The sequence below is a fragment of the Rhodococcus sp. ZPP genome (assembly GCF_017656075.1).
Lineage (GTDB): Bacteria > Actinomycetota > Actinomycetes > Mycobacteriales > Mycobacteriaceae > Rhodococcus_F > Rhodococcus_F oxybenzonivorans.
Genome location: NZ_CP058638.1, coordinates 5372239 through 5392708, shown reverse-complemented (window position 1 = coordinate 5392708; position 20470 = coordinate 5372239). Strand labels below are relative to the sequence as shown.

Below are 20470 nucleotides of genomic sequence, written 5' to 3'. Positions count from 1 at the left end.
CGCACGATACGGGCAGGATCTGAGGAATGAAACCGTCGCCACTGACTTATCACCGACCTCGGTCGATCGACGAGGCCTGTCGGATTCTCGCGGACGTGGCTCACGAGGGAAAGGTGCTCGCGGGCGGGCAGTCGCTGATCCCGCTGCTGTCGATGCGACTCGCCGCACCGGCTCACCTTGTCGACATCGGCTCGATCCCCCGGCTCGACGCGGTGTCGTCGTCCCGCGAGCTCGGTGTCACGTTCGACGCTCTGACCACCCATTCTGTGCTCGAAGCCGACCGCGGCGCCGCACAGGTGCAGCCGCTGCTCGGCCGCGGACTGCGTCTCGTCGCGCACCCGACCATCCGCAACCGGGGCACGACGGTCGGATCGATCGTGCACGCAGACCCGTCCGCGGAGATGCCGGCCGTTCTTGCGCTGCTCGGCGGCTCGGTCACCGTGCGTTCGGTGCGCGGGGTCCGGGAGATCCGGTCGACCGACCTGTTCGCCGGGCCGCTCGAAAGCACGCTCGAGGCGGACGAGATCGCGACCAGTGTCACGGTCCCGGCTGCCGAGTCCGGGGTCGGGACGGCGATCGACGAGATCGCCCGCAGGCACGGCGACTACGCCCTCGTCGGGGTCGTGGCGCAGGTCCGCGTCGAGGGCGGCGCGGTGGCGGAGGCCCGGATGACGTACGTGTCGGCCGGCGAGCTCGGTGAGGTCGTCGACTACACGGATGTCCTCCAGGGTGCGTCCGCGACGGACGACCGGGACCCGTTGTGGCGGAATTTGTCCGAGTTCGCGAGGAGCGGATCGACACCGAACCCGACATCCACGCCACGGCGCGGTACCGGTCGCAGCTGGTCGCTGCCCTGACCGCCCGGGTCGGGTTCGCGGCCGCGCAGGATGCAGTACTCGACGCTGCCGCCGTGCACGCGTCGGCGGGAGGAAGGTGAAAATGGCAAAGGCAACACGCAGCATCGACGAGCAACTCGCCGAACTGCAGGAGGAGACGGGCGAACAGCACGTCGCGGTGACGTTCACGCTCAACGCGGTGACGCACACGGTGGTGCTGCCGTCCCGGACCCTGGCGTCCGACGCGATCCGGCACCATCTGCGCCAGACCGGAACACACGTCGGCTGCGAGCACGGGGTCTGCGGCGCGTGCACCGTGCTGCTCGACGGCAAACCCGTGCGGTCGTGCCTGGTGCTCGCGGCGAGCCTCGAGGGCCGGAAGGTCACCACCGTCGAGGGTCTCGTCGAACCCGACGGCACCCTGCATCCGGTGCAGCAGGCGTTCATCGACTGTCACGGCCTGCAGTGCGGATTCTGCACACCCGGTTTCGTCACCACCATCGCCGCGTTCCTCGAGGAGAACGATTCGCCCACCCGCGAGGAGGCCACCGACGCGATCGCCGGCAACCTCTGCCGGTGCACCGGGTACCAGAACATCCGGGCGGCCGTGCTACGCGCCGCGGAGATCAAGCGCGAGCGTTCGGGCGAATTCCCGCTCGGCAAGGACGACGAGACGGCACGCGCCTCACTCGATCCGAAGGTCCGCGGCACCACCAACCCCGTCGGCGGAAGGGCAGGGCGAGCATGAGCGTCACGACACCCCGCACGGATCCGGCGCGCACGAAGGAAAGCGGTTCGGAGACCGTCGAATCCGAGAAGCTGTTCGGTAAGCCGATTCCCCGCACGGAGGATGCGCGGCTCCTTTCCGGTAACGGCCGCTACCTCGACGACCTCGGGCACAACGCGCTCATCGCCGCGTTCGTCCGGTCGCCGCACGCGCACGCCCGCATCACCGGGATCGACGTCGACGCGGCGCTGGATCTGCCCGGTGTGCACGCGATCTACACGTACGACGACCTCGCGGACGACTCCCCGGAGATGGCCGAGAATCTGCCCCTGCTCATCCCGCACCCGGCGATCACCGCCCCGCGCAACGGGTATCCGCTCGCCAAGGACGAAGTGAATCACGTCGGCGAGGCGATCGCGATGGTGGTTGCCGACAACCGGTACATCGCCGAGGACGCGTGTGCCAAGATCGACGTCACGTACGAGATGCTCCCGCCGGTCGTGGGAATCGACGTGGCGCGGCAGGCAGACAACGCCGTGCACCCCGACGTCCCCGACAACGTGGCGGCGCACCTGCAGCACGGCTTCGGCGACGTGGACGCCGAACTGGCGAACGCACCGCACCGGCTCACCCTGAACCTCGAGATCGAGCGGTCGGCGTCGATGCCGATGGAAGGCAAGGGCGTCTACGCGCGCTGGGACACCGACGAGCAGGCGCTCACGTTCTGGACCTCCACGCAGACGTCGACGTCGGCGCGTGCGGCCATCGCCGCGCGACTGAAAATGGCGCACAACAAGGTCCACTGCATCGCCCCCGACGTCGGTGGCGGTTTCGGTGTCAAGATCGTCCACCCCTGGCCGGAAGAGGTCATGGTCACCTGGGCGGCGCGGCAACTCGGGACGGCGGGCATCTCGAGCGAGGTCAAGTGGGTCGAGGACCGGCGCGAGCACTTCGTGTCCAGCGCGCACGAGCGCGGCCAGATCCAGGAAGTGACGGTCGGATTCGACGACGACGGCACACTCCTCGCCTTCGACTTCACGTTCTGGCACGACAACGGCGCCTACCTGCCGTACGGCATCATCGTCATGCTCAACACGTCGACGCAGGTGCTCGGGCCGTACAAGCCGAAATCGTTCCGGGTGGACGCGTACTCGCTGTACACGAACACCGTCATCGTGACGCCCTACCGCGGCGCCGGCCGACCGCAAGCCGTGTTCGCAATGGAACGCGCGATGGACGCGATCGCGAAGTACCTAGGCAAGGACGTCATCGAGGTCCGCGAACACAACTTCATCCGACCCGAGGAAATGCCGTACGACTTCCACCTCACGTTCCAGGACGGCCGCCCGCTGATCTACGACACCGGCAACTACCAGGCCGGGATCGACAAACTGAAAAAGCTCATCGACTGGGACGGATTCGCCGAGTACAAGAAGCAGGCGAAGGCCGAGGGCCGGGCCGTGGGCATCGGGATCGGCGCCTACGTGGAGGGCACCGGACCCGGACCGTACGAGGGCGCCCACGTTCTCGTCGAGACGTCCGGGAAGGTCAAGGCCGCAACGGGTCTGACCACCCAGGGGCAGGGCCACCAGACGGCGTTCGCGCAGATCGTCGCCGATGACCTCGGCGTGCCGGTCACCGACGTCGAGATCGTCACCGGCGACACCCGCCGATTCGGTTACGCGGTGGGCACGTTCGCGTCCCGCGGCGCCGTGATGTCCGGTTCGGCGTTCCACGTGGCCGCGCAGATGGTGGCGGAGAAGGCCCGGACGATCGCCGGTGAGGCGCTGAACCTCGATCCCACCGAACTGGAACTGCGCGGTGGGCACGTGTGCAAGATCGGCACGCTGCCCGGCGCCGAGGGCACGTCCATCTCGCTGGGTGTGGTCGCCGTGCTGTCGAATCCGCTGCGCTACGCGTTCGACGACGCGTCGCGGCAGGCCACCGGGTTCGCGAAGGCCGACACGGACATGACGATTCCGCCGGTCCGGGAGGGCGAACAGCCCGGGCTCGAGGCCACCGGCTACTACTCGCCACCGACGTCGACGTTCGCGTCCGGTGTGCACGCGGCGATCGTCGAAACCGATCCGGTGACGGCGGAGATCCATGTGCGGCGGTACGCCGTGATCCACGACTGCGGCAACGTCATCAACCCGCGGATCGTCGAGGGCCAGGTCATGGGTGCCGTCGCGCAGGGTGTCGGTGGCGCGCTGTACGAGAGGATCGTTTACGACGAGCACGGCCAGATGCTCAACGCGTCGTACATGGATTTCCTGATGCCGTTCGTCACCGAGATGCCCGACTCGCTCGAGATGGACCACACCGTCACCCCGTCCGGTCTCAATCCCCTCGGGATGAAGGGCGCGGGCGAGGCGGGCGTCATTCCGACGTCCGCCGTCATCGCGGCAGCGATCGAGGACGCGGAAGGCATCCCTATCACCTCCATGCCGATATCCCCTTCCGAGTTGTTCGAGCTTCGCCTCGCGCACGCGTCGTCACAGAGCAAGGAGAACGAATGAGAATCGCCGGCACCGCCCTACTGACGGCCCCACCGGAGGCCGTGTACGACAACCTGCAGGACGGACGGGTCCTCGCCGCGACCATCCCGGGGTGCAATCCCTCGAGCAGCTCAGCGACAACCATTACAAGCTGTCCATCACCGCGGGCGTCGCGTCCATCAAGGGCACCTATGACGGCGAAGTGATTCTGTCGCAGCAGAATCGGCCCGAGTCGTTCGTGATGACGGCATCGGGTGCCGGTGCTCCCGGCACCGTCAAGGCCGACGTGACGGTGCGGCTCGAGGAACGCGACGGCGGCACCCTGCTCAGTTACGACGCGGACGCCGTCGTCGGCGGCATGGTCGGCGGTGTCGGGCAGCGGATGATCACCGGTGTCGCGAAGAAGATGGCCGGAGTGTTCTTCAAAGGCATCGACGGTGTGATCGCCAACGGCATCCCGGCTGCCGAGGTCGCCGCGGTGGCGGCCGAGGTTCCGGCGGTCGCCGGCGTCGCGGAGGGGGTCCCGGTTCCCGCGGCAGCCGCCGCAGGGGTGCGGGTGTCCGAGGGCACCTCCACGACAACCGTTCTCGCGTCGGCCGCACTCGGTGCGGGCATCGCCCTCGCCGGTGTTCTCGTCGGCGGCATCCTCGTGCGGGGCGCCTGCTCGAAGTAACGCCGCCACAACTCGTCGCACAGCACCCCGAACCGTCCGGTTCGGGGTGCTGTCGTCTGTCCGGGGGTCTCCGGTCGCGGCAACGCCGAACGAGGACCGGTGAGTTCGGCGATATGTGACAAAGAAACCGGGCGTCCGAAGCGGTGCAATTGCCTTACAGAGACGAGCCCAGGAGGAATCGTGGAATCCAGAAAGATTCGGGTCGGTATCGACACCGGCGGAACATTCACCGACGTCGTGGCTGTGGACGAGGAGTCCGGAGCCGTCGTCACCACCAAGACACCCTCGACGCCTGCCGACCCGGCGCAGGGATTCCTCACCGGAATCGAGAAGGTGCTCGCCAAGCTCGGTGAGACCGGCGACGCGATCGGCGCCGTCAGCCACGGCACCACCGTCGCCACCAACAAGCTCCTCGAGGGGAAGGTCGAGAACCTCGGGTTCATCACCACCGAGGGGTACGAGCACGTTCTCGAGATCGCCCGCCAGTCCGTTCCCGACGGCTACGGCAACTCCTACTTCTGGGTCAAGCCCGACCGCATCGTCCCCGCCGACCGCGTCCGCACCATCGGCGGCCGGCTCGCGTTCGACGGCAGCGAAATCCGCCCCCTCGTCGAGGACGACGTCCGCGAAGCGGCCCGCTTCTTCGCCGAGCGCGGCATCCGCACCATCGGTGTGTGCCTCATGCATTCCTACGCCGACCCGAGCCACGAGAACCGTGTGCGCGACATCCTCCTCGAGGAATATCCCGAGGCGACGGTGAGCATCTCCAGCCAGGTGCTGCGCGAGTACCGCGAATACGAGCGGTCTATCACCACGCTCGTCGACGCGGCCGTGAAGCCGAACATCCGCAATTACGTGAACAACATCGCGCACCGGCTGCGCGAGTTCTCCTCCGACGAGGGTGAGGCTCGTGACATCCCGTTCTACGTGATGAAGTCGAACGGCGGTGTGCTCTCCGCCAAGGAGGTCGTGCACCAGCCGATCACGACGGTGCTGTCCGGCCCGGCGGCGGGCGCACTCGGTGCGGCGCTCATCGCGAGTGTCGCGGGTGTCGAACAGGTCCTCACGTGCGACGGCGGCGGAACGTCGACCGACGTCACCGTCGTGGTCCGCGGTGAGCCCGCGCTCACCACCGAGGGTCGGGTAGGGGCGTACCCGTCGAAGATCCCGATGATCGACGTCGTCACCGTCGGCGCCGGAGGCGGCTCCATCGCCTGGCAGACCCCCGAGGGCACGCTCCGTGTCGGACCGCAGTCGGCGGGCGCCGACCCCGGCCCGCTCTGCTACGGCAAGGGCGGCAGCGAGCCGACGATCACCGACGCACACGTGCTGCTCGGCCGTATCCCACCCCACCTGCTCGGCGGCGAGATCCCCCTCGACACCGAACTGGCCCGCAAGGGCGTCGAGCAGCTCGCCCACCAGTTGAAGCTCGACTTCGAGGCGTGCGCCACCGGCATCCTCGAGGTGTCGGCGTGGAACCAGGCCAACGCGCTGCGGCAGATCACCGTCAAGCGGGGCCTCGACGTCCGCGACTTCACCCTCGTGACGTTCGGCGGATCCGGTTCGCTGCTCGCCTGCCGGCTGGTCGACATCCTCGGTCTCAAGGACGTCCTCGTCCCGCTGAACCCGGGCAACGTGTCGGCATTCGGGCTGCTCACCGTCGACGTTCGCAACGACTACGTGCAGACCCACGTCTGCAGGCACGACCGGTTGAAGATCGAGGAACTGCAGTCGGGGCTGGACGCGCTCGCCGCCGAGGCGGAACGCGCACTCGCCGACGAGGGCTTCGGCGAGGCGGAACGCAAGTACGCGCGCTCGGCGGACCTGCGCTACCTCGGCCAGGCATTCGAGGTGCGGGTGCCCGTCAGTGAAGGTCCCGTCACGCAGGAGTTGATGGACGACGCCGCGGACCGGTTCCACCAGGCACACAAGGAACTGTACGGCTACGACTTCCGCGGCGACCCGCACCAGCACGTCGAGTGGGTCAACCTCCGCGTCAGCGGCATCGGCCCGATCAAGCGCCCGACGCTCAACGAGATCGCGGCGGGGACCGGAGCCGAGTCCGCCGTGACCGGTACCCGTCCGGCGTACTTCGACGAGTGGGTCACCACCCAGGTCTACGACCGGGCCCGGCTCGGCGCGGGCGACGTCCTCGAGGGTCCGGCGGTGATCGAGGAATTCAGCTCCACCATCCCGGTGCACCCCGGTTTCCGGGCGAGGATCGACACCTTCGGAAACATCCGCATCACCAAGATCGCCGACTCGAACGGAGCGAACCGATGACCGTCACCACCGAACCCGTTGCAGTGCAGGCGGTCAAGCCCTACCGGCTGACCCCGGTCGACGGCACGACGCCCGACCCGGTGCTGGTGGAGATCGTCGCCGGCTACCTCGCCAGCGTCGAGATGGAGGTCGAGACGTCGATCTCACGGACCTCCCGCTCCCCCATGATCCGCGACGCCCACGACTTCCGGGCCGGCATCCACGACCGCAACCTCCGGAAGCTCACGGGCCGTTCGTATTCGGCGCTGGTGCACCCGGTGGCCCGGGACTTCCCGCTCGACACGATGAAGCCCGGCGACGTCTACTTCCACAACGACGTCTACCTGTCCGAAGGCGGCATCGGTCACCTCCCCGACCTCTGCGTCACCGTCCCGGTGTTCGCCACCCGACCGGGTGAGGAGGAACCGTCCGTCGTCGCGTTCGTGCAGGCGTTCGGCCACCACGACGACATCGGCGGTTGCTGCCCGGGATCGATGCCCTCCGGCGCGACCACGGTGTACGAGGAGGGCCTGATGGTCCCGCCGATCAAGCTGTGGGATCAGGGTGTGCCCAACGAGGCCGCGCTGCGCATCATGACCCGCAACTCGCGGATGCCCGACGCGCTGGCCGCCGACCTCGACGCCGAGTGCTCGGCCTGCCTCATGGGGGCCCGTCGCCTGACCGAACTGTTCGAGCGGTACGGCTGCGACACCGTCGAGGCCTGCTTCGACGCCATGATGGACGCGACCACCGAGACGTACCGCCGGGAAATCCTCAGCAAGATCCCCAAGGGCGAGTACACGTGGGAGGACTACGCCGAACACGACGGCGTCGACGAACCCATGCTGCACCGGCAGCGGATCACACTCACCAAGACCGGCCCCGAGGACGAGGGCGGCGAACGCCTCATCCTCGACTTCAACGGCACCGGACCGCAGGCCAAGGGGCCCATCAACCACTGCGGTGACTACGCCGACGGCAACTTCCTCATCAAATGGCTCGCCCCGATCCTGCGCAACCTCGCCGACAGTCCCGAGCGGATGGCGGAACTCGACGTCAACGAAGGTGTCGTGCCGTTGATCGAGATGAAGTTCCCGGAGAAGGGCACACTGATCACCCCGATCTTCCCGGCGCCCACCAACGCCCGGACGTTCGTGATCCTGCGGCTGCTCGGCGTGCTCGCCGGCGTCGTCGCGAAGGCCGTCGACGGGAACATGCCCGCCGACCAGGAGACCATCCGCTACACGGGGGTGTACGGCGAGGACTTCGACGGGCACTCGTACCTGATGCGGGAGGTGCTCGGCGGCGGGTCCGGCGGCAGGCACTACGCGGACGGGGAGGACACCATCCACGTCGTTCCCGACTCGCGGAACCTGCCGACCGAGTTCACCGAGAGCCGGTTCCCGTTCATCGTCGAGAAGCTCGGCCTGGCGAAGGACTCCGGCGGCGCCGGACGCTACCGCGGTGGCCTCGGCTACGAGAAGCACATCCGGATGCTCAAGGACGCGAACTTCATGTCCATCGCCGACCGGTCGATCCTCTCCTGCTGGGGAGTCAAGGGCGGCAAGGCCGGACGACCCTTCTCGGTGGTCCTCGACCCCGGTGGCCCGAACGAGCGCGAGTTCGACGCGCTGACCGACGCCGAACCGATCAAGGCCGGCGAAGTGGTGCGCATCCGCACCACCGGTGGCGGCGGCTGGGGCGACCCCCTCGACCGTCCGATCGAGGAGGTCGTCCGGGACGTGCTGTGGGGCAAGGTGTCCGCGGAGGGTGCACGCGTCGACTACGGTGTGGTGCTGGCCTCGTCGACCGGGGAACCGGTCGCGGACGTCGATGCCACGGACGCGCTGCGTGAGCAGATGCGCGCCGACCGAGGCCTCGACGAGCCCTTCTTCGACCGCGGTCCCGGCTACGAACGTCTCTCCGGCGGTGCGAAGTTCGCCGAGTTCGACTTCATCGATCGGTGATCCGATGACTGAGTCACTCTCCCGCGGCTCCGAGATCGCCGTCATCGGCGCCGCGGGGAAGACCGGAGCCGCCGTCGTGGCGGCGCTCGAGGGACTCGCCGGCGTACGCCGGGTGGTGCACACCGCCCGGCGTCCCGGCGACTTCGCCGTCGACCTCGAAACGGGTGCGGGACTGGACGAGGCGCTGTCGGGTTGCCGGGGCGTGTACTTCATCGCCCCCAACGTGCACCACGACGAGCCCGCGCTGCTCCGGAACACGATGCGCGCCGCAGCGTCGGTGGGCGTCGAGCACCTCGTCTACCACTCCGTGGCCTGGCCGTACACCCCGCTCATGCCCCACCACGTCGACAAGGCGCGGTGCGAGGACGAACTCCGGACGTTCGGCGGGCTTCGGTGGACCGTCCTGCAGCCGTGCGCCTACGCCGAGAATTTCGGGGCGGTGCTGGCGGGCACGGCGACGACCGTCGAACTGCCCTACAGTCCCGACGCGGCGTTCTCGTTCGTCGCACTCGCGGACGTCGCCGAGGTGGCGGCCCGCACCCTCGCCGAGGGCCCGGACATCCACCACGGCGCCACCTACGAACTCGGCGGCCCGGAGGCCCTCAGCGTGCGGGACCTGTGCGCCCGGGCGGGTGGCCCGGTGTCGGTGAAGCAGGTGTCCGTCGACGACTGGATGTCGCGGCACGGGCGGGACCTGACAGACGATGGTCGCGCGCGACTGTCGGCGATGTTCGAGTTCTACGACCGGTACGGGTTCCTCGCGGGCGGCGCGATGTTCGAGTCGCTGCTCGGGCGCCCGCCCACCACCCTCACTAGGGGGAACTGCCCAGCCGGGGCGCGCACGCCGGGGACGCCGCGGTCAAAACCCTGACCCCGGACGCAACCGGGCGCCGGGGCCGTCAGCATCCGCGGACCGGGGACCTGCACGGAAATACCCCCGCAGCCTCGAGGGGTCTGCGGGGGTATTCCTCTGCAACCAGGGTTGGGGCCCTTACCAGCCTCCGACCCGGGCGCGGGTCTATTCGGCGAGTTTCGCGACTGCCTGCGCCCAGAGGAAGAACTTGTTGGTACCCAGATCCGCGACGGTCTTGATGTTGAACGCCGCCTTCAGGTGTTCGGCGTCGGACTCGCTCACCCCCTCGAGCGCGGCGACCGGGGCCTGGGCGAGTTCCTCGATCGGACGGGTTTCGTAGGCCTTGTCGAACTTCGACGCGATACCTGCCATGTGCTGACCTCCACTACTCGTTTTGGTTCCATGGTCGAGCCGCCGCCGTTGCGCCGACCCGTAGTCCAGTTAATCCGCTCCCGCCCCCGAGCGCACGACTTCGGACACGACGAGTCCCCCGCGGCCGGACACCAATCCAAGGTGCGCCGGCCACCAAAGGAATCAGCAACCACCAGGTCGCGCGTCTTGCTGATTGTTTCCACTCAGGCATTAGCCAGTCGAAAATATCCGATGTGCGTGCTGCCGCGTGATCTCGGACGGCAATCCTCCGCGACAGCCAGACCCTCCAGCCGCCTGACCCCTTCGGCCGGACGGTCCCTCACACCGCAAACCTCACAGCAATGGGTGGTGAACGGCTGATCACTGGTTATCCGTTCTCGACACCCACCCCGAACAGATATTCGCGAGCTCGAGGGTGTGAATCGCAGAGACGATTGGCGGAGTTCTCGCAGGGCTATATGGCGGCTCGCGCTCAGTTGCGTCCGTTTGAGGATCGTCGAGCGGGACAGGATTACCGCCGTAGTGGGCGATTCACGACGTGAGGCAGCGATCCCACACGGAATGTCCACCGACTGGTGAGGGGATGACTCTCTGTACTTCGATGTCGCCCGTGCAGTGGTGGTCAGTTCGGACATGTCACGCGGTCATTGCGTCGGCGATCTGAGCGCGACCGTTGACCGTCGGCCGCGGTAGAGCGGGTTGCGCGGTGAGCTGGCCGCATGCCCTCCGGTGGTGAGGCGTTGAGGAATCGGCTGGGGTACTAGCGGTCAGCGCCTTCTCGAGGACCTCGGGCACTGCGGTAACCCCGTCCGCGGCAAGGAAGTGCCCCGCGCCTGTAACCACCTGCGGAGTTGCCATCAACTGGTGGGCCAGTCGATCGGTGTGGTCCGTCGGAACGTAGGGGTCGTCGTCGGAGCGGATCACGGTCAGTCGGCCGATATGACCCGGAATGGAACTCACATCACAGCCTTCCCCGATGTAGTCGTCCAGGTTCGGCAGCGCGGGGAGCGGGTCGAGGAATCCCGCGACCAGGATCAGCGTGCCCAGACGCCACGGTTCCTGCTGAGCCGCCAGGTAGCGAAGGACGGTCAGGCATCCGAGGCTGTGAGCGATGAGGATGGTGTCCTCGTCCGGAACGCCGATTTGCTGCGCGGCATTCAGCCAACTTCTCGGATCCGGCGCCTCCGGGACCGGAAGTGCTGGAACCAGTGTAGGAATGCCAGCGGCTTCGAGGTGCTCAGCGAGCCAGCCGAACCAGTGGTCGGACGGAGTCGCGGCGTAACCGTGGATGATGATTGCGCGGGCCATTGTTGGTCTTGTAGTCACGTTCTGCGACGCTAACGGTTCACGCCAGTGTGAAGGTCAAGGCGACGAGGAGGGAAACGGTGCTCATCGGGGAGTTCGCGCACCGGACGGGGGTAAGCGCTCGGGCCCTGCGACACTACGAGGATCAGGGACTACTCGAACCGGTCCGGGACACCAATGGCTACCGGCATTACGACGTTTCAGATGTGACCGTCGTCGAGCAGATCCAGGCCATGATCTCTGCTGGTCTGGGCACCACTATGATTCGACGCTATCTGGACTGTGCCCGTACTGGTGTCCACGGGACGTCTCTGGAATTGTGCCCCGACTTGAGGTCCGAACTTGACCGCATCGCGGCACGCCTGGCCCGGCAACAGGCTGCCGTAGCCGCTACCCGCCAACGCTTGGCCGAGTTGACGGGCACACAGCTCGTCACTGATGGACGGGCAGACACTCTCGGGTGAGTGCGTCGGGTTAGTAGCGTGCCCCGCACGGGAACCGTCACTGGGGCGAGATCGACGTCCCAGCGCATGTCGGCAGTGGTCGGCTACCGTCCCGAAATCGGATCGGCTTGCGGAACGCGTCTCACTGCGGCGTCGGTGTACCGACCGTACGGAAAAGTAGGTCAAGTATCGCGCGCTTCTCACGATGCGTTTGCGGGTGAGTCATCATGCTCTCGACGACGAAGATGGTCACGCGTGTCATCGGCTCGATATCGGCCGCAGGCGTACCCAAACGCGTCAGTTCACGTGAAACCCACCCTTCCCACGTGGAGTGAAAACGGTTGTGCCACTCGTCGATCTGAGGTGATATCGAGGTTCTGGCATGGACGGTGTCGACCAGACGGTGATACCTCTCGAGTTCGCCCACCGCCCACAGCAGCTGCTCGCCGAGCGGCACCTGATTCAGAGTGGTGAATCGAGTAAGGGTTTCGCTGTGGACTTCGTCGAGTACGCCGATGAGCAACTCGTCCTTGTCGCGGAAATACCAGTAAATGGTGTTGGTGGTCACCCCAGCGGCGGCAGCGATCCGCCCCATCGACGTGTTGTCGTAGCCATCGTCGACGAACAGCGCTGTCGCTGCTGTGACGATCTCGGACCGCTTCTCGGCTCGATCGACAGGACGGCGATTGCGTGGCATAGGGAAACCATATCTTGAATGGCATTCAAGGCGATGCTAGCCTTCCCTTGAATGCCAATCAAGAAAACGCCGTGCCCATCGCCTGCCAGGGCATCAGGGCGTGCCCCACCGACACGAGAGACAACAACAACGTGACCACCAGTGACGATGCCCAGTACTCACGCGACGACGAATGGTTCGACTCGGAGGGCCTCCGTTGCGCGGTTGCGGTATTCCGTCCGGCTGCTACCACAGCCGACACGCCTGCAGTGGTCATGGCCCACGGATTCGGCACGCCACGCGCGGTCCGCCTCTACGCGTATGCCGATGTGTTCGCCCGAGCCGGCTACACGGTGATCGTCTTCGACTACCGCCACTTCGGTGAAAGCGAGGGCGAGCCGCGCCAACTCCTCGACATCTCGAAGCAGCACCAGGACTGGCGCAACGCTGTGGCCTACGCCCGATCACTCGACGGTGTCGATTCCCGCCGCATCGTCGGTTGGGGTACCTCGTTCGCAGGCGGTCACGTGCTCGCGCTGGCAGGAACGGGCGAGGACTTCGCTGCCGTCATCGCCCAGGTCCCACATGTGGACGGGTTCGCTGCCGTCCGAGCAACCGGGCTTCGGAATGCGCTGCGTATCATGCCATCGGCCATTGCCGATCAGGCGCGAGCACTACTGAAGCGATCACCTCGCTACATCAACTCCGTAGGCCAACCAGGTGATCCGGCGGTCATGACCTCCCCCGACGCCATGGATGGGCGCACCCGAATGCTCGCTGCATCCGGCCTGAAGGACGGCGACTACCTCGAAACCGTCGCTGCCCGGATTCTGCTCCGTATCGGCCTCTACTCCCCCGGCCGCACCGCTGCGGCGATCCAGTGTCCGACACTGATTCAAATCATGGAAGACGACGCAGTTACCCCCGCTGCGGTCGCCATCAAGACAGCACGGAAGATCCCCGACGCAACCGTGCACATCCACCAGGGCGGCCACTTCGACCCCTACACCGAACCGAAATTCCCCATCATCGTCGACGAGCAACTGTCATTCCTCAGGCGAACAGTTCCGCTCGCGACATAAATCAACCGCTTGCCCTTCGTCCCCTGAAAAACCGCACTGACGCTGACGCAGATCATCTGCGCGTCCGTTAGACGAACCACCAGCGAGACGAAGATCGGGGCCTAGGGCGAGATCAGCGGCAATCAGTGCCTGTCTCGAATGCGGATCCCTGACCGGTCAGCGATGGGCCTTCAGGCGGCCGCCGGTGCCCCGACGGGCCTTCAGCCCTCAAATACTGAGCCATTCGTCGTCCCGGTTCGGGATTGCTGTCAAAGGCTGCCGATCACTCTTTGGCTACCTTTGTCGGACCAGACCGCGACGACATCGACGAGTCGAGGGTCATGAATCCACCGGTATCACCCCACGGCCACGCGACATGAGCCCGGGCCACCTGGTCTTGAACGAGGTGAGGTCGGCAATGCAGACAACGATGTGGTCGCGGGTGTAGTCGTGCCGCAGCATGCACGACTCGATCTGACCGCTGGGTTCCCCTGGTTCTGGGTGGCGTCTCCGCCACGTGCCTCGCGGTAGCCGCCGCGGTGGGTGCTTTCACCGCCTTACCCCAGGCCATGACCGGCTTGAAGAGTTTCTGGTGGGATCTGTCTGCCCCGGACACCGTTCCGACTATGCAGTTTCTGTCGAGTAAGCAGTACCACCGGGCGGTCACCGTGGGGAGGGCGAGGCAGTTGCTCCCGGTGGTAACCCCTGCGGGGATTGTCTGGTGCGTCTGGACATTGGCGTCGAGGACGCGTGTGAGGCTCTCCCAGCCATTCAGTTCGCGGCCCAGCGCGACGGCCGACGCCGCACCGCTGACGGATCCGGTTACGGTTCCCCGTCGAGAGCTCAGTGTCGGCACGAGTCACTGCGAACTGTTGGGCACCGGAAACGTCAGATCCGTTAGCGGGCGCATGTGAAGATGCGTTCATGAGTACTGGGGATCACGACGAGCCCGCAGGCGACAGTCGACCGACGGCTGATGATGGGCCGTTCACGTTGACTGTCGATGGCGAGGTTTTCACGGTGACGCTACGTCCAGAGGAACCAGGCGCCTGCGACTATGACTGGGAATCCGGACCGAACAAGGGGTACGGGTTCTCCAGCTTTCAACGCGTAGCCTATTCCAGCGTTCAGGACCGAGCGAACGCTCCATCCACGTTCCAGCCGAACACGATTGACGAGCATCGCGAGTCGATCCGCGACTTCCTGTGTCAGATCAATCCTGAGACTGGCTACCTCGGCGACTAAGACTCTCCCGCGCGGCACACGGGGTGCCGGGTTGAGACCGTTCGCTGATTCCGCTTCCGGGAACCGCGCTCGGAACCTCGAGGCATCACTGTCAGCTTCATTCACCGCGAGGTCTTACAGTCTGGTGAGTATTGAGAATGATCCTCAGCGACTCGCCGAAAGGCGCATGAGCGGCAACAACGAGGCCTCGACCCGACACACGGGGTCGACGAGAGCGTTTCGGGCGGGCCCATTGGCCGGCCATGGTTCGGTGTTGTGGCTACTCGATGTCGGGCGCCCTGTTCTCGTGCGCCGAGCAGGAGACGGTTCGACCAGCACGCACACCGTGCCGGGGCGCGATTCGCCGCTCGGGGATCGTGGGTTACACACCACGCCGGCTTCACGCCGACGGCTCCGGTTGCTGGATCGTGGGGGCCGACGGGATCGCACACTGCGACCACGCCGGTACCGTCACGATCGTCGACTCCGCCCCGTCTCGGCGTCGGCATCGGCACTGACGGATGGCGTGCTGGCCACCGCGGCACCGACACCTCGGGACGCAAGCGGTTCCCTGGTGCTGCGGACGATGAGCGGGCGTGGACGCCACCGTTGATGTGCCGGCGGACATCGTGACGGTCAGCCCGGGTGCGGGCGGCTTTCTCCTGTTCATGCGCACCGGAGCCCAGGGCACGATAGTCGCGCAGAATCAGCGTGGGCCGTGGTGCGCGCGAGTTCGCCTCGACGGTGCACTCGAACTCGGAACGGCCTGGCCACGCCCGTTCTGGAACTCCGGTGACACCGCGCTGGTGGATGTGGGGCGCCACTGGCCGTCGGCCGGTCGGAAACGCGCGGGCAGCTACTCGACGAGGAACTGCGCCCCAGCGCCTCGGTACCATTTACCTTCGGCTTTCCCGCCGTGGACGACCTACTCAGGGACCTGGCTGGTGATGCGATCGAGAGCATTGGTGGGTGTGGTCACCTGAGTAGGCCCCAGTTCGGCCACTGATCGTCATGAATTCCGGCCCCGGCGCGCAAGCTGCGCAATCTGCTCGACGAACGGCTCAGATCGAGGCCAGGTGAGCGAAAGTATCTCTACACCAACCATTTTCACACTCCGGCCAGATTGTGTCGTGCCTGCGCTGGATAAGGTGCGTGGGGCCGGTCCGGTGGTCCATCCCCGGCCCCGGCCCACTACTCGCGGTCGGTCAGCGTGCCTGGGCCAGCGCGACGGCGTCCGGACCGGCCGGGAAGCGCAGGGTGCCTGTGGTGTCGTGTACCGCACGCCAGACCGCCTCGGCCACATCGAGAGGCGTGGTGACGTTACCCTGCACGCTGAAGGCCTCCAGGATTGGAGTGGCGAATCCGGCGTACGTTGTGGGGAGAAATTCGCCGATGTCGCCGCCGTTTGCCGTGAACTGCGTCGTGGGGCAGTAGCCGGGCTGGACGAGCTTGGCTTGGACATCGAACGCCGCGAGCTCGAGTGCCAGCGACGCTGTAAAGCCCTCGACGGCCATTTTGCTCGCCTTGTACATCGCCGTGAGCGGCATGGCGCCCAGGACGACGCTGGAGCTGACGTTGACCACAACACCTGAGCGCCGTTGGCGGAACTGGGGGATAACCGCCTTAGTTGTGGCCATGACGGCGAAGGTGTTCGTCTCGAACAACTCGCGGGCCTTCTCCACCGGAGTGGCCTCGACGACACCGATCGATCCAATTCCTGCGTTGTTGACCAGGACGTCGATGGGGCCCGCCTCGGCGAACGCGGCCGCGATGCTGTCGGCGTCCGTCACGTCGAGCTGCAGGACGTTGACGCGGCCGGATGCGGGAAGGATGCCCTCGCGAGGTGTGCGCATCGTGGCGATGACATTCCACCCGTGCGAGTAAAAGTAGCGAGCGGTCTCGAGGCCGTATCCGGAAGAGGCCCCGGTGATCAGAATTGTTTTCATGTCTAGAAACTAGACCCATCGAACAGGACCATCTATAGTCATAAGTCCATATTATTTTACTGACAGTCCGGTTTTGCGTTGACGCGATGAAGCCGCACTTTCACAGGAGATCCTCATGGCTGATCCTCTCTCCGAGGTAGTGCAGATGCTCCGGCCGCACGGGGTGTTCTCCAAGCGCATCTCGGGAGCCGGCGCGTGGGGCGTCCGGTACACCGCATTCGGCCAGCCCGGGTTCTCCGTCGTACTGGAGGGCAGCTGCCGACTGGCGGTGGCCAACGAGCCGGAGATCGTCCTCGAGCAAGGCGATTTTGTGTTGCTGCCCACGACTCCGGCGTTCGACCTCAAGGGTTTTCACGACGTGGAGCCCCTCCTGATAGACCCACGCGAGATGACCGGCGACGACATCGATGTGGACTACTCGGACGGCCAGGCGCCCGAGGTCCGTATTTTGGGGGGCAGTTTCGTGTTCGACTCGCCGGACGCGGCCCTCTTGAGTTCTTTGCTCCCGTCGGTCGTGCACGTGCGTGGTGTCGAACGCTTCGAGCCGCTGGTCTCCCTGGTGGCCGACGAAGCCCTGCACGACAGACCGGGGCGCGAGCTGGTGCTGGCCCGTCTCGTCGAAGTACTCCTCGTCGAAGCACTGCGGACGTCGGTCACCCGACAGACACCGCCCGGGCTGCTCCGCGGCCTGGCGGACCGCAAGCTCGCCCCAGCCGTCCACCAGATGCACCAGCACGTCGACAAGCCATGGACGGTCGCGCAATTGAGCGTGATCGCGACGTTGTCGCGATCAGCGTTCTTCGACAGGTTCACCCGACATGTCGGGATGCCTCCCATGGAGTACTTGATGGCCTGGCGGATGGCGGTGGCCCGCGATCTCCTCCGGCATGACGACCTAGGAATAGACGAGGTAGGCCGTCGAGTCGGCTACGGCTCGGCCAGCGCTTTCAGCACCGCCTTCAGTAGGTACACGGGCGAATCCCCAAGTAGCTACGCGCGCAGAATATCTCACACCCAGTCGACACCACCCAGATTGAAGGCAGGCTGAGCGGTTCGGCATTACAGTAAACGCGACTATCGTCTTTCGAAATATCCGCGCGTTCCTTACGGTCGAACCATGCTGACGAAGATCCCGCTGCTCAGAAGACTCGATCCGTTCATTCTCGGCATCCTGCTCACCGTCGGGATCGCCAGCCTGATCCCCGCGGACGGCACGGCCCTGACCGCGTTCACGTGGGCCACGAAAGGTTGCCGTCGGAATTCTGTTCTTCCTCTACGGCGCCCGACTGTCCACGCAGGAGGCGCTGCACGGCCTGCGTCACTGGCGCCTCCACGTCACTATCCTCGCCGCGACGTTCGTGATCTTCCCGCTACTCGGAATCGCTGCGCGAGTGCTGGTCCCGACTATCCTGACCCAACCGCTGTATCTGGGCCTCCTCTACGTCTGCCTGCTGCCGTCGACCGTCCAGTCGTCGATCGCCTTCGTGTCGATCGCCCGGGGCAACGTGCCCGGCGCCATCGTCAGCGCCTCGTTCTCCAACATCCTCGGCATCTTCGTCACTCCGCTCCTCGTGGCATTGCTGATGACGAGCGAGGGGGCAGGCTTCGACACGTCCTCCGCAATCGGCATCCTCGTCATGCTCCTGCTGCCATTCATCGCCGGCCAGGCCGTGCGACGGTGGATCAGCCCCTGGGTGAAGAAGCACAGCGCGCCCCTCAAGCTGGTTGATCGGGGATCGATCCTGCTGGTCGTCTACGTCGCATTCAGTGAGGGAATGAACGAGGGCATCTGGGGCACACTGTCCGTCGGCCGGCTCCTGGCTCTGCTTGCGGTGTGCGCGGTGCTGCTCACCGTGGTCCTGTCCGTCACGTGGTTCGGGTCGAAGCGACTCGGCTTCGACCGGGCCGACCAGATCACGATCACGTTCTGCGGGTCGAAGAAGAGTCTCGCCACTGGTCTTCCGATGGCCACCATCCTGTTCGCCAGCCAGCCGATCGGCCTGATAGTGCTGCCGCTCATGTTGTTCCACCAACTGCAGTTGCTGGTGTGCGCGTGGATGGCGGGCCGACTGGCCCGACGCGCCGCCACCGAGGAGACACAACTCGCGACCAGTTCGAGCTAGCCGGGAATCATTCGGCCAGTACGGCCTTCAGGAAGGTCTTGGTGCGCTCGTTCTTCGGCGCGGTGAAGATCGTCGCCGCGTCGCCTTCTTCCACGACCCGCCCGGCGTCGAACATCATCACCCGGTTCGACACGTCACGCGCGAACTGCACCTCGTGCGTGACGATCAGCATCGTGATGTCGGTGGTGGCACGACGTCCAGGAGCAGGCGGATACCGCTGCCCACCAGGTTGAACGTCGTCTCGAAACCGGCGGCCAGGACCAACCCAGCCGCAGCACGAGCTCTTCGTCGTTCAGGCCGACGCCGTCATCGGTGGCCCTGATCAGCTCGCTCATCAGATCATCACCGGTATTGCAGCGAAGCTCGACGAGATGACCGGCGAGCCAGGCATCGAACAGTTCAAGCCCATCCTCGACGCGCGTGAACTGCTCCCACGACAAACCCGATGTCGAGAATCGGTGCGGCCACCCGCCCGAACGCGAGCACCCGCTGCCGGTCCCCGTCGGGAACGCCCAGGTGCCGATCACAGCGACAGGAAGCTGCGCGCAATACTTGCCGACGATATCGACCTCACGCCCAGCTCCACCAGCTCGTCGAGGAGGCGGTCCGCCCTCTCCTGCACCATCACCCGCATCCTCGCGACTGTGCGCGGGGTGAACACCGACGCCACGAGTTTGCGGTATCGGGTGTGCTCCGGCGACCCCGACGCCCAGATCTGCTCGAACACCTGTCGCGGATTCGCGCGTGTAGACGGGTCTGCGACCAGAATCGCCTGCAGATCACCGCGCTGCGCTGCCTTATTCGCCGCGTAGCGCACGACGCCGTGCACGGCGAGCCACCCGATCCGAGCCCGACGAGGAAGCGTACGAGCGTTCCACCAACCCCGAGAAGTTCCTGATCGTGGGGGCCAGAGCGCGAGCGTGGACAAGCGTTCTCCTCGACCGCGGCTGGGCGCGAAAAGCATCGCACGTGGACTGGCCACTTCGCCCCATGGAACCCGGCGGAACCGACACCGTTTTCGAGCCGGCCGCCGACGGCGCGGTCCACTAGTGTTGACGACGCACCCACCGGTGGATAGCGACCATGCCTTCAACGTCACGATTGCCGCCGGCAACCCGGCAGTGAGGTTGGCATCGCGTCCCGACTGTGCATGCGACGGGTGCGATATCGGGTCCGCTGACCTGCTCGAGGACATGGATATGTGGGTGCTATCTGTCGTTGACGGCTCCCTCGAAGTCGACGTCACAGCCGACCACTCCGCCGTGCGCACATCCTTCAAAGCCGGAGGTGCATGGTCCAGAATCTCGATGAACCTACGGCGTTTACGGCAGCACCGTGGCCCGCGAACTGGACGTCACGGCCACTAGTGCCCGAGATCGAGACTCAACCCCCATTTCCGCGCTCGGTGATCGCACGAACGGTGATCGGAAACGTCGCTCGTGCGTTCTTTCGTAGATTGTTGCGCAAGCCTAGACCTGTTAACAGAGCGCGGATCTACCGCTCC

17 protein-coding genes and 4 pseudogenes are annotated in these 20470 nt (G+C 66.0%); 15 read left to right on the top strand and 6 right to left on the bottom strand.

Annotated features, from left to right (window positions below; all coding sequences use genetic code 11):
- Positions 1-26 precede the first annotated feature (26 nt).
- The 7 genes and pseudogenes from HYG77_RS24895 (at position 27) to HYG77_RS24865 (ending at position 9834) form a co-directional block, all read left to right on the top strand.
- Positions 27-937: pseudogene (locus HYG77_RS24895) on the top strand (FAD binding domain-containing protein).
- A gap of 2 nt (positions 938-939) precedes the next feature.
- The gene (locus HYG77_RS24890; RefSeq protein ID WP_208960954.1) at positions 940-1584 is read left to right on the top strand and encodes a (2Fe-2S)-binding protein; all 645 of its coding nucleotides are present in this window, start codon (positions 940-942) and stop codon (positions 1582-1584) included.
- Positions 1581-4082, top strand: coding sequence for an aerobic carbon-monoxide dehydrogenase large subunit (gene cutA / locus HYG77_RS24885; RefSeq protein WP_208960953.1), 2502 nt, complete (start codon positions 1581-1583; stop codon positions 4080-4082). Before HYG77_RS24890 ends, cutA begins: the two co-directional genes overlap by 4 nt.
- Positions 4079-4734, top strand: a pseudogene (locus HYG77_RS24880) (carbon monoxide dehydrogenase subunit G). Before cutA ends, HYG77_RS24880 begins: the two are co-directional and overlap by 4 nt.
- A 180-nt stretch (positions 4735-4914) precedes the next feature.
- Entirely contained in the window at positions 4915-7017 is a 2103-nt protein-coding gene (locus HYG77_RS24875) for a hydantoinase/oxoprolinase family protein (RefSeq protein WP_208960952.1), read from the top strand.
- Positions 7014-8963, top strand: coding sequence for a hydantoinase B/oxoprolinase family protein (locus HYG77_RS24870; RefSeq protein WP_208960951.1), 1950 nt, complete (start codon positions 7014-7016; stop codon positions 8961-8963). Before HYG77_RS24875 ends, HYG77_RS24870 begins: the two co-directional genes overlap by 4 nt.
- Positions 8964-8967: 4 nt before the next feature.
- Positions 8968-9834, top strand: coding sequence for an NmrA family NAD(P)-binding protein (locus tag HYG77_RS24865; protein ID WP_208960950.1), 867 nt, complete (start codon positions 8968-8970; stop codon positions 9832-9834).
- 147 nt (positions 9835-9981) lie between these two features.
- Here HYG77_RS24865 and HYG77_RS24860 read toward each other — a convergent pair whose 3' ends face one another.
- Together HYG77_RS24860 and HYG77_RS24855 are read right to left on the bottom strand one after the other, a co-directional pair.
- Positions 9982-10188, bottom strand: a complete 207-nt coding sequence (locus tag HYG77_RS24860; protein WP_054247269.1) for a hypothetical protein — start codon at positions 10186-10188, stop codon at positions 9982-9984.
- 636 nt (positions 10189-10824) lie between these two features.
- Entirely contained in the window at positions 10825-11496 is a 672-nt protein-coding gene (locus tag HYG77_RS24855; RefSeq protein WP_244373101.1) for an alpha/beta hydrolase, read from the bottom strand.
- A 77-nt stretch (positions 11497-11573) separates the two neighbouring features.
- On the opposite strand from HYG77_RS24855, the gene HYG77_RS24850 reads away from it, so the two are divergent.
- The gene (locus HYG77_RS24850) at positions 11574-11957 is read left to right on the top strand and encodes a MerR family transcriptional regulator (RefSeq protein ID WP_230989917.1); all 384 of its coding nucleotides are present in this window, start codon (positions 11574-11576) and stop codon (positions 11955-11957) included.
- 121 nt (positions 11958-12078) lie between these two features.
- Here HYG77_RS24850 and HYG77_RS24845 read toward each other — a convergent pair whose 3' ends face one another.
- Complete coding sequence (locus tag HYG77_RS24845; protein WP_208960949.1) at positions 12079-12633, bottom strand: TetR/AcrR family transcriptional regulator; 555 nt, start codon at positions 12631-12633, stop codon at positions 12079-12081.
- Positions 12634-12764: 131 nt separating this feature from the next.
- On the opposite strand from HYG77_RS24845, the gene HYG77_RS24840 reads away from it, so the two are divergent.
- The 3 genes from HYG77_RS24840 to HYG77_RS24830 all read left to right on the top strand — a co-directional run bounded on the left by HYG77_RS24840 (position 12765) and on the right by HYG77_RS24830 (position 15880).
- Positions 12765-13694 (top strand): alpha/beta hydrolase, encoded by a 930-nt coding sequence (locus HYG77_RS24840; protein ID WP_208960948.1) that lies wholly within the window; start codon positions 12765-12767, stop codon positions 13692-13694.
- A gap of 903 nt (positions 13695-14597) precedes the next feature.
- Positions 14598-14918, top strand: coding sequence for a hypothetical protein (locus tag HYG77_RS24835; protein ID WP_208960947.1), 321 nt, complete (start codon positions 14598-14600; stop codon positions 14916-14918).
- A gap of 575 nt (positions 14919-15493) precedes the next feature.
- Positions 15494-15880, top strand: coding sequence for a hypothetical protein (locus HYG77_RS24830; RefSeq protein ID WP_208960946.1), 387 nt, complete (start codon positions 15494-15496; stop codon positions 15878-15880).
- Positions 15881-16102: 222 nt separating this feature from the next.
- Here HYG77_RS24830 and HYG77_RS24825 read toward each other — a convergent pair whose 3' ends face one another.
- A complete protein-coding gene (locus HYG77_RS24825; RefSeq protein WP_109335264.1) occupies positions 16103-16843 on the bottom strand; it encodes an SDR family oxidoreductase in 741 nt (246 codons plus the stop codon).
- A gap of 115 nt (positions 16844-16958) precedes the next feature.
- On the opposite strand from HYG77_RS24825, the gene HYG77_RS24820 reads away from it, so the two are divergent.
- Together HYG77_RS24820 and HYG77_RS24815 are read left to right on the top strand one after the other, a co-directional pair.
- On the top strand, positions 16959-17891 hold the full coding sequence (locus tag HYG77_RS24820) for an AraC family transcriptional regulator (RefSeq protein WP_208960945.1): 933 nt from the start codon (positions 16959-16961) through the stop codon (positions 17889-17891).
- A 69-nt stretch (positions 17892-17960) separates the two neighbouring features.
- Positions 17961-18966 (top strand): annotated as a pseudogene (locus tag HYG77_RS24815) (bile acid:sodium symporter family protein).
- Between the two features lie 7 nt (positions 18967-18973).
- Here HYG77_RS24815 and HYG77_RS24810 read toward each other — a convergent pair.
- Both HYG77_RS24810 and HYG77_RS39880 read right to left on the bottom strand, forming a co-directional pair.
- A pseudogene (locus tag HYG77_RS24810) lies at positions 18974-19153 on the bottom strand (L-cystine ABC transporter ATP-binding protein YecC); the annotation flags it as partial.
- Positions 19154-19489: 336 nt separating this feature from the next.
- Entirely contained in the window at positions 19490-19795 is a 306-nt protein-coding gene (locus HYG77_RS39880; protein ID WP_244373099.1) for a hypothetical protein, read from the bottom strand.
- Between HYG77_RS39880 and HYG77_RS40995 the strand changes: the two genes are divergently transcribed.
- Positions 19723-20016 (top strand): DUF6226 family protein, encoded by a 294-nt coding sequence (locus tag HYG77_RS40995; RefSeq protein ID WP_348273589.1) that lies wholly within the window; start codon positions 19723-19725, stop codon positions 20014-20016. The two genes, HYG77_RS39880 and HYG77_RS40995, sit on opposite strands and share 73 nt — an antisense overlap.
- Positions 20016-20333: a DUF6226 family protein gene (locus HYG77_RS39870; protein WP_244373097.1), complete on the top strand. Its 318-nt coding sequence runs from the start codon at positions 20016-20018 to the stop codon at positions 20331-20333. The genes HYG77_RS40995 and HYG77_RS39870 overlap by 1 nt, the downstream gene beginning before the upstream one ends.
- The last annotated feature ends 137 nt before the right edge of the window (positions 20334-20470 follow it).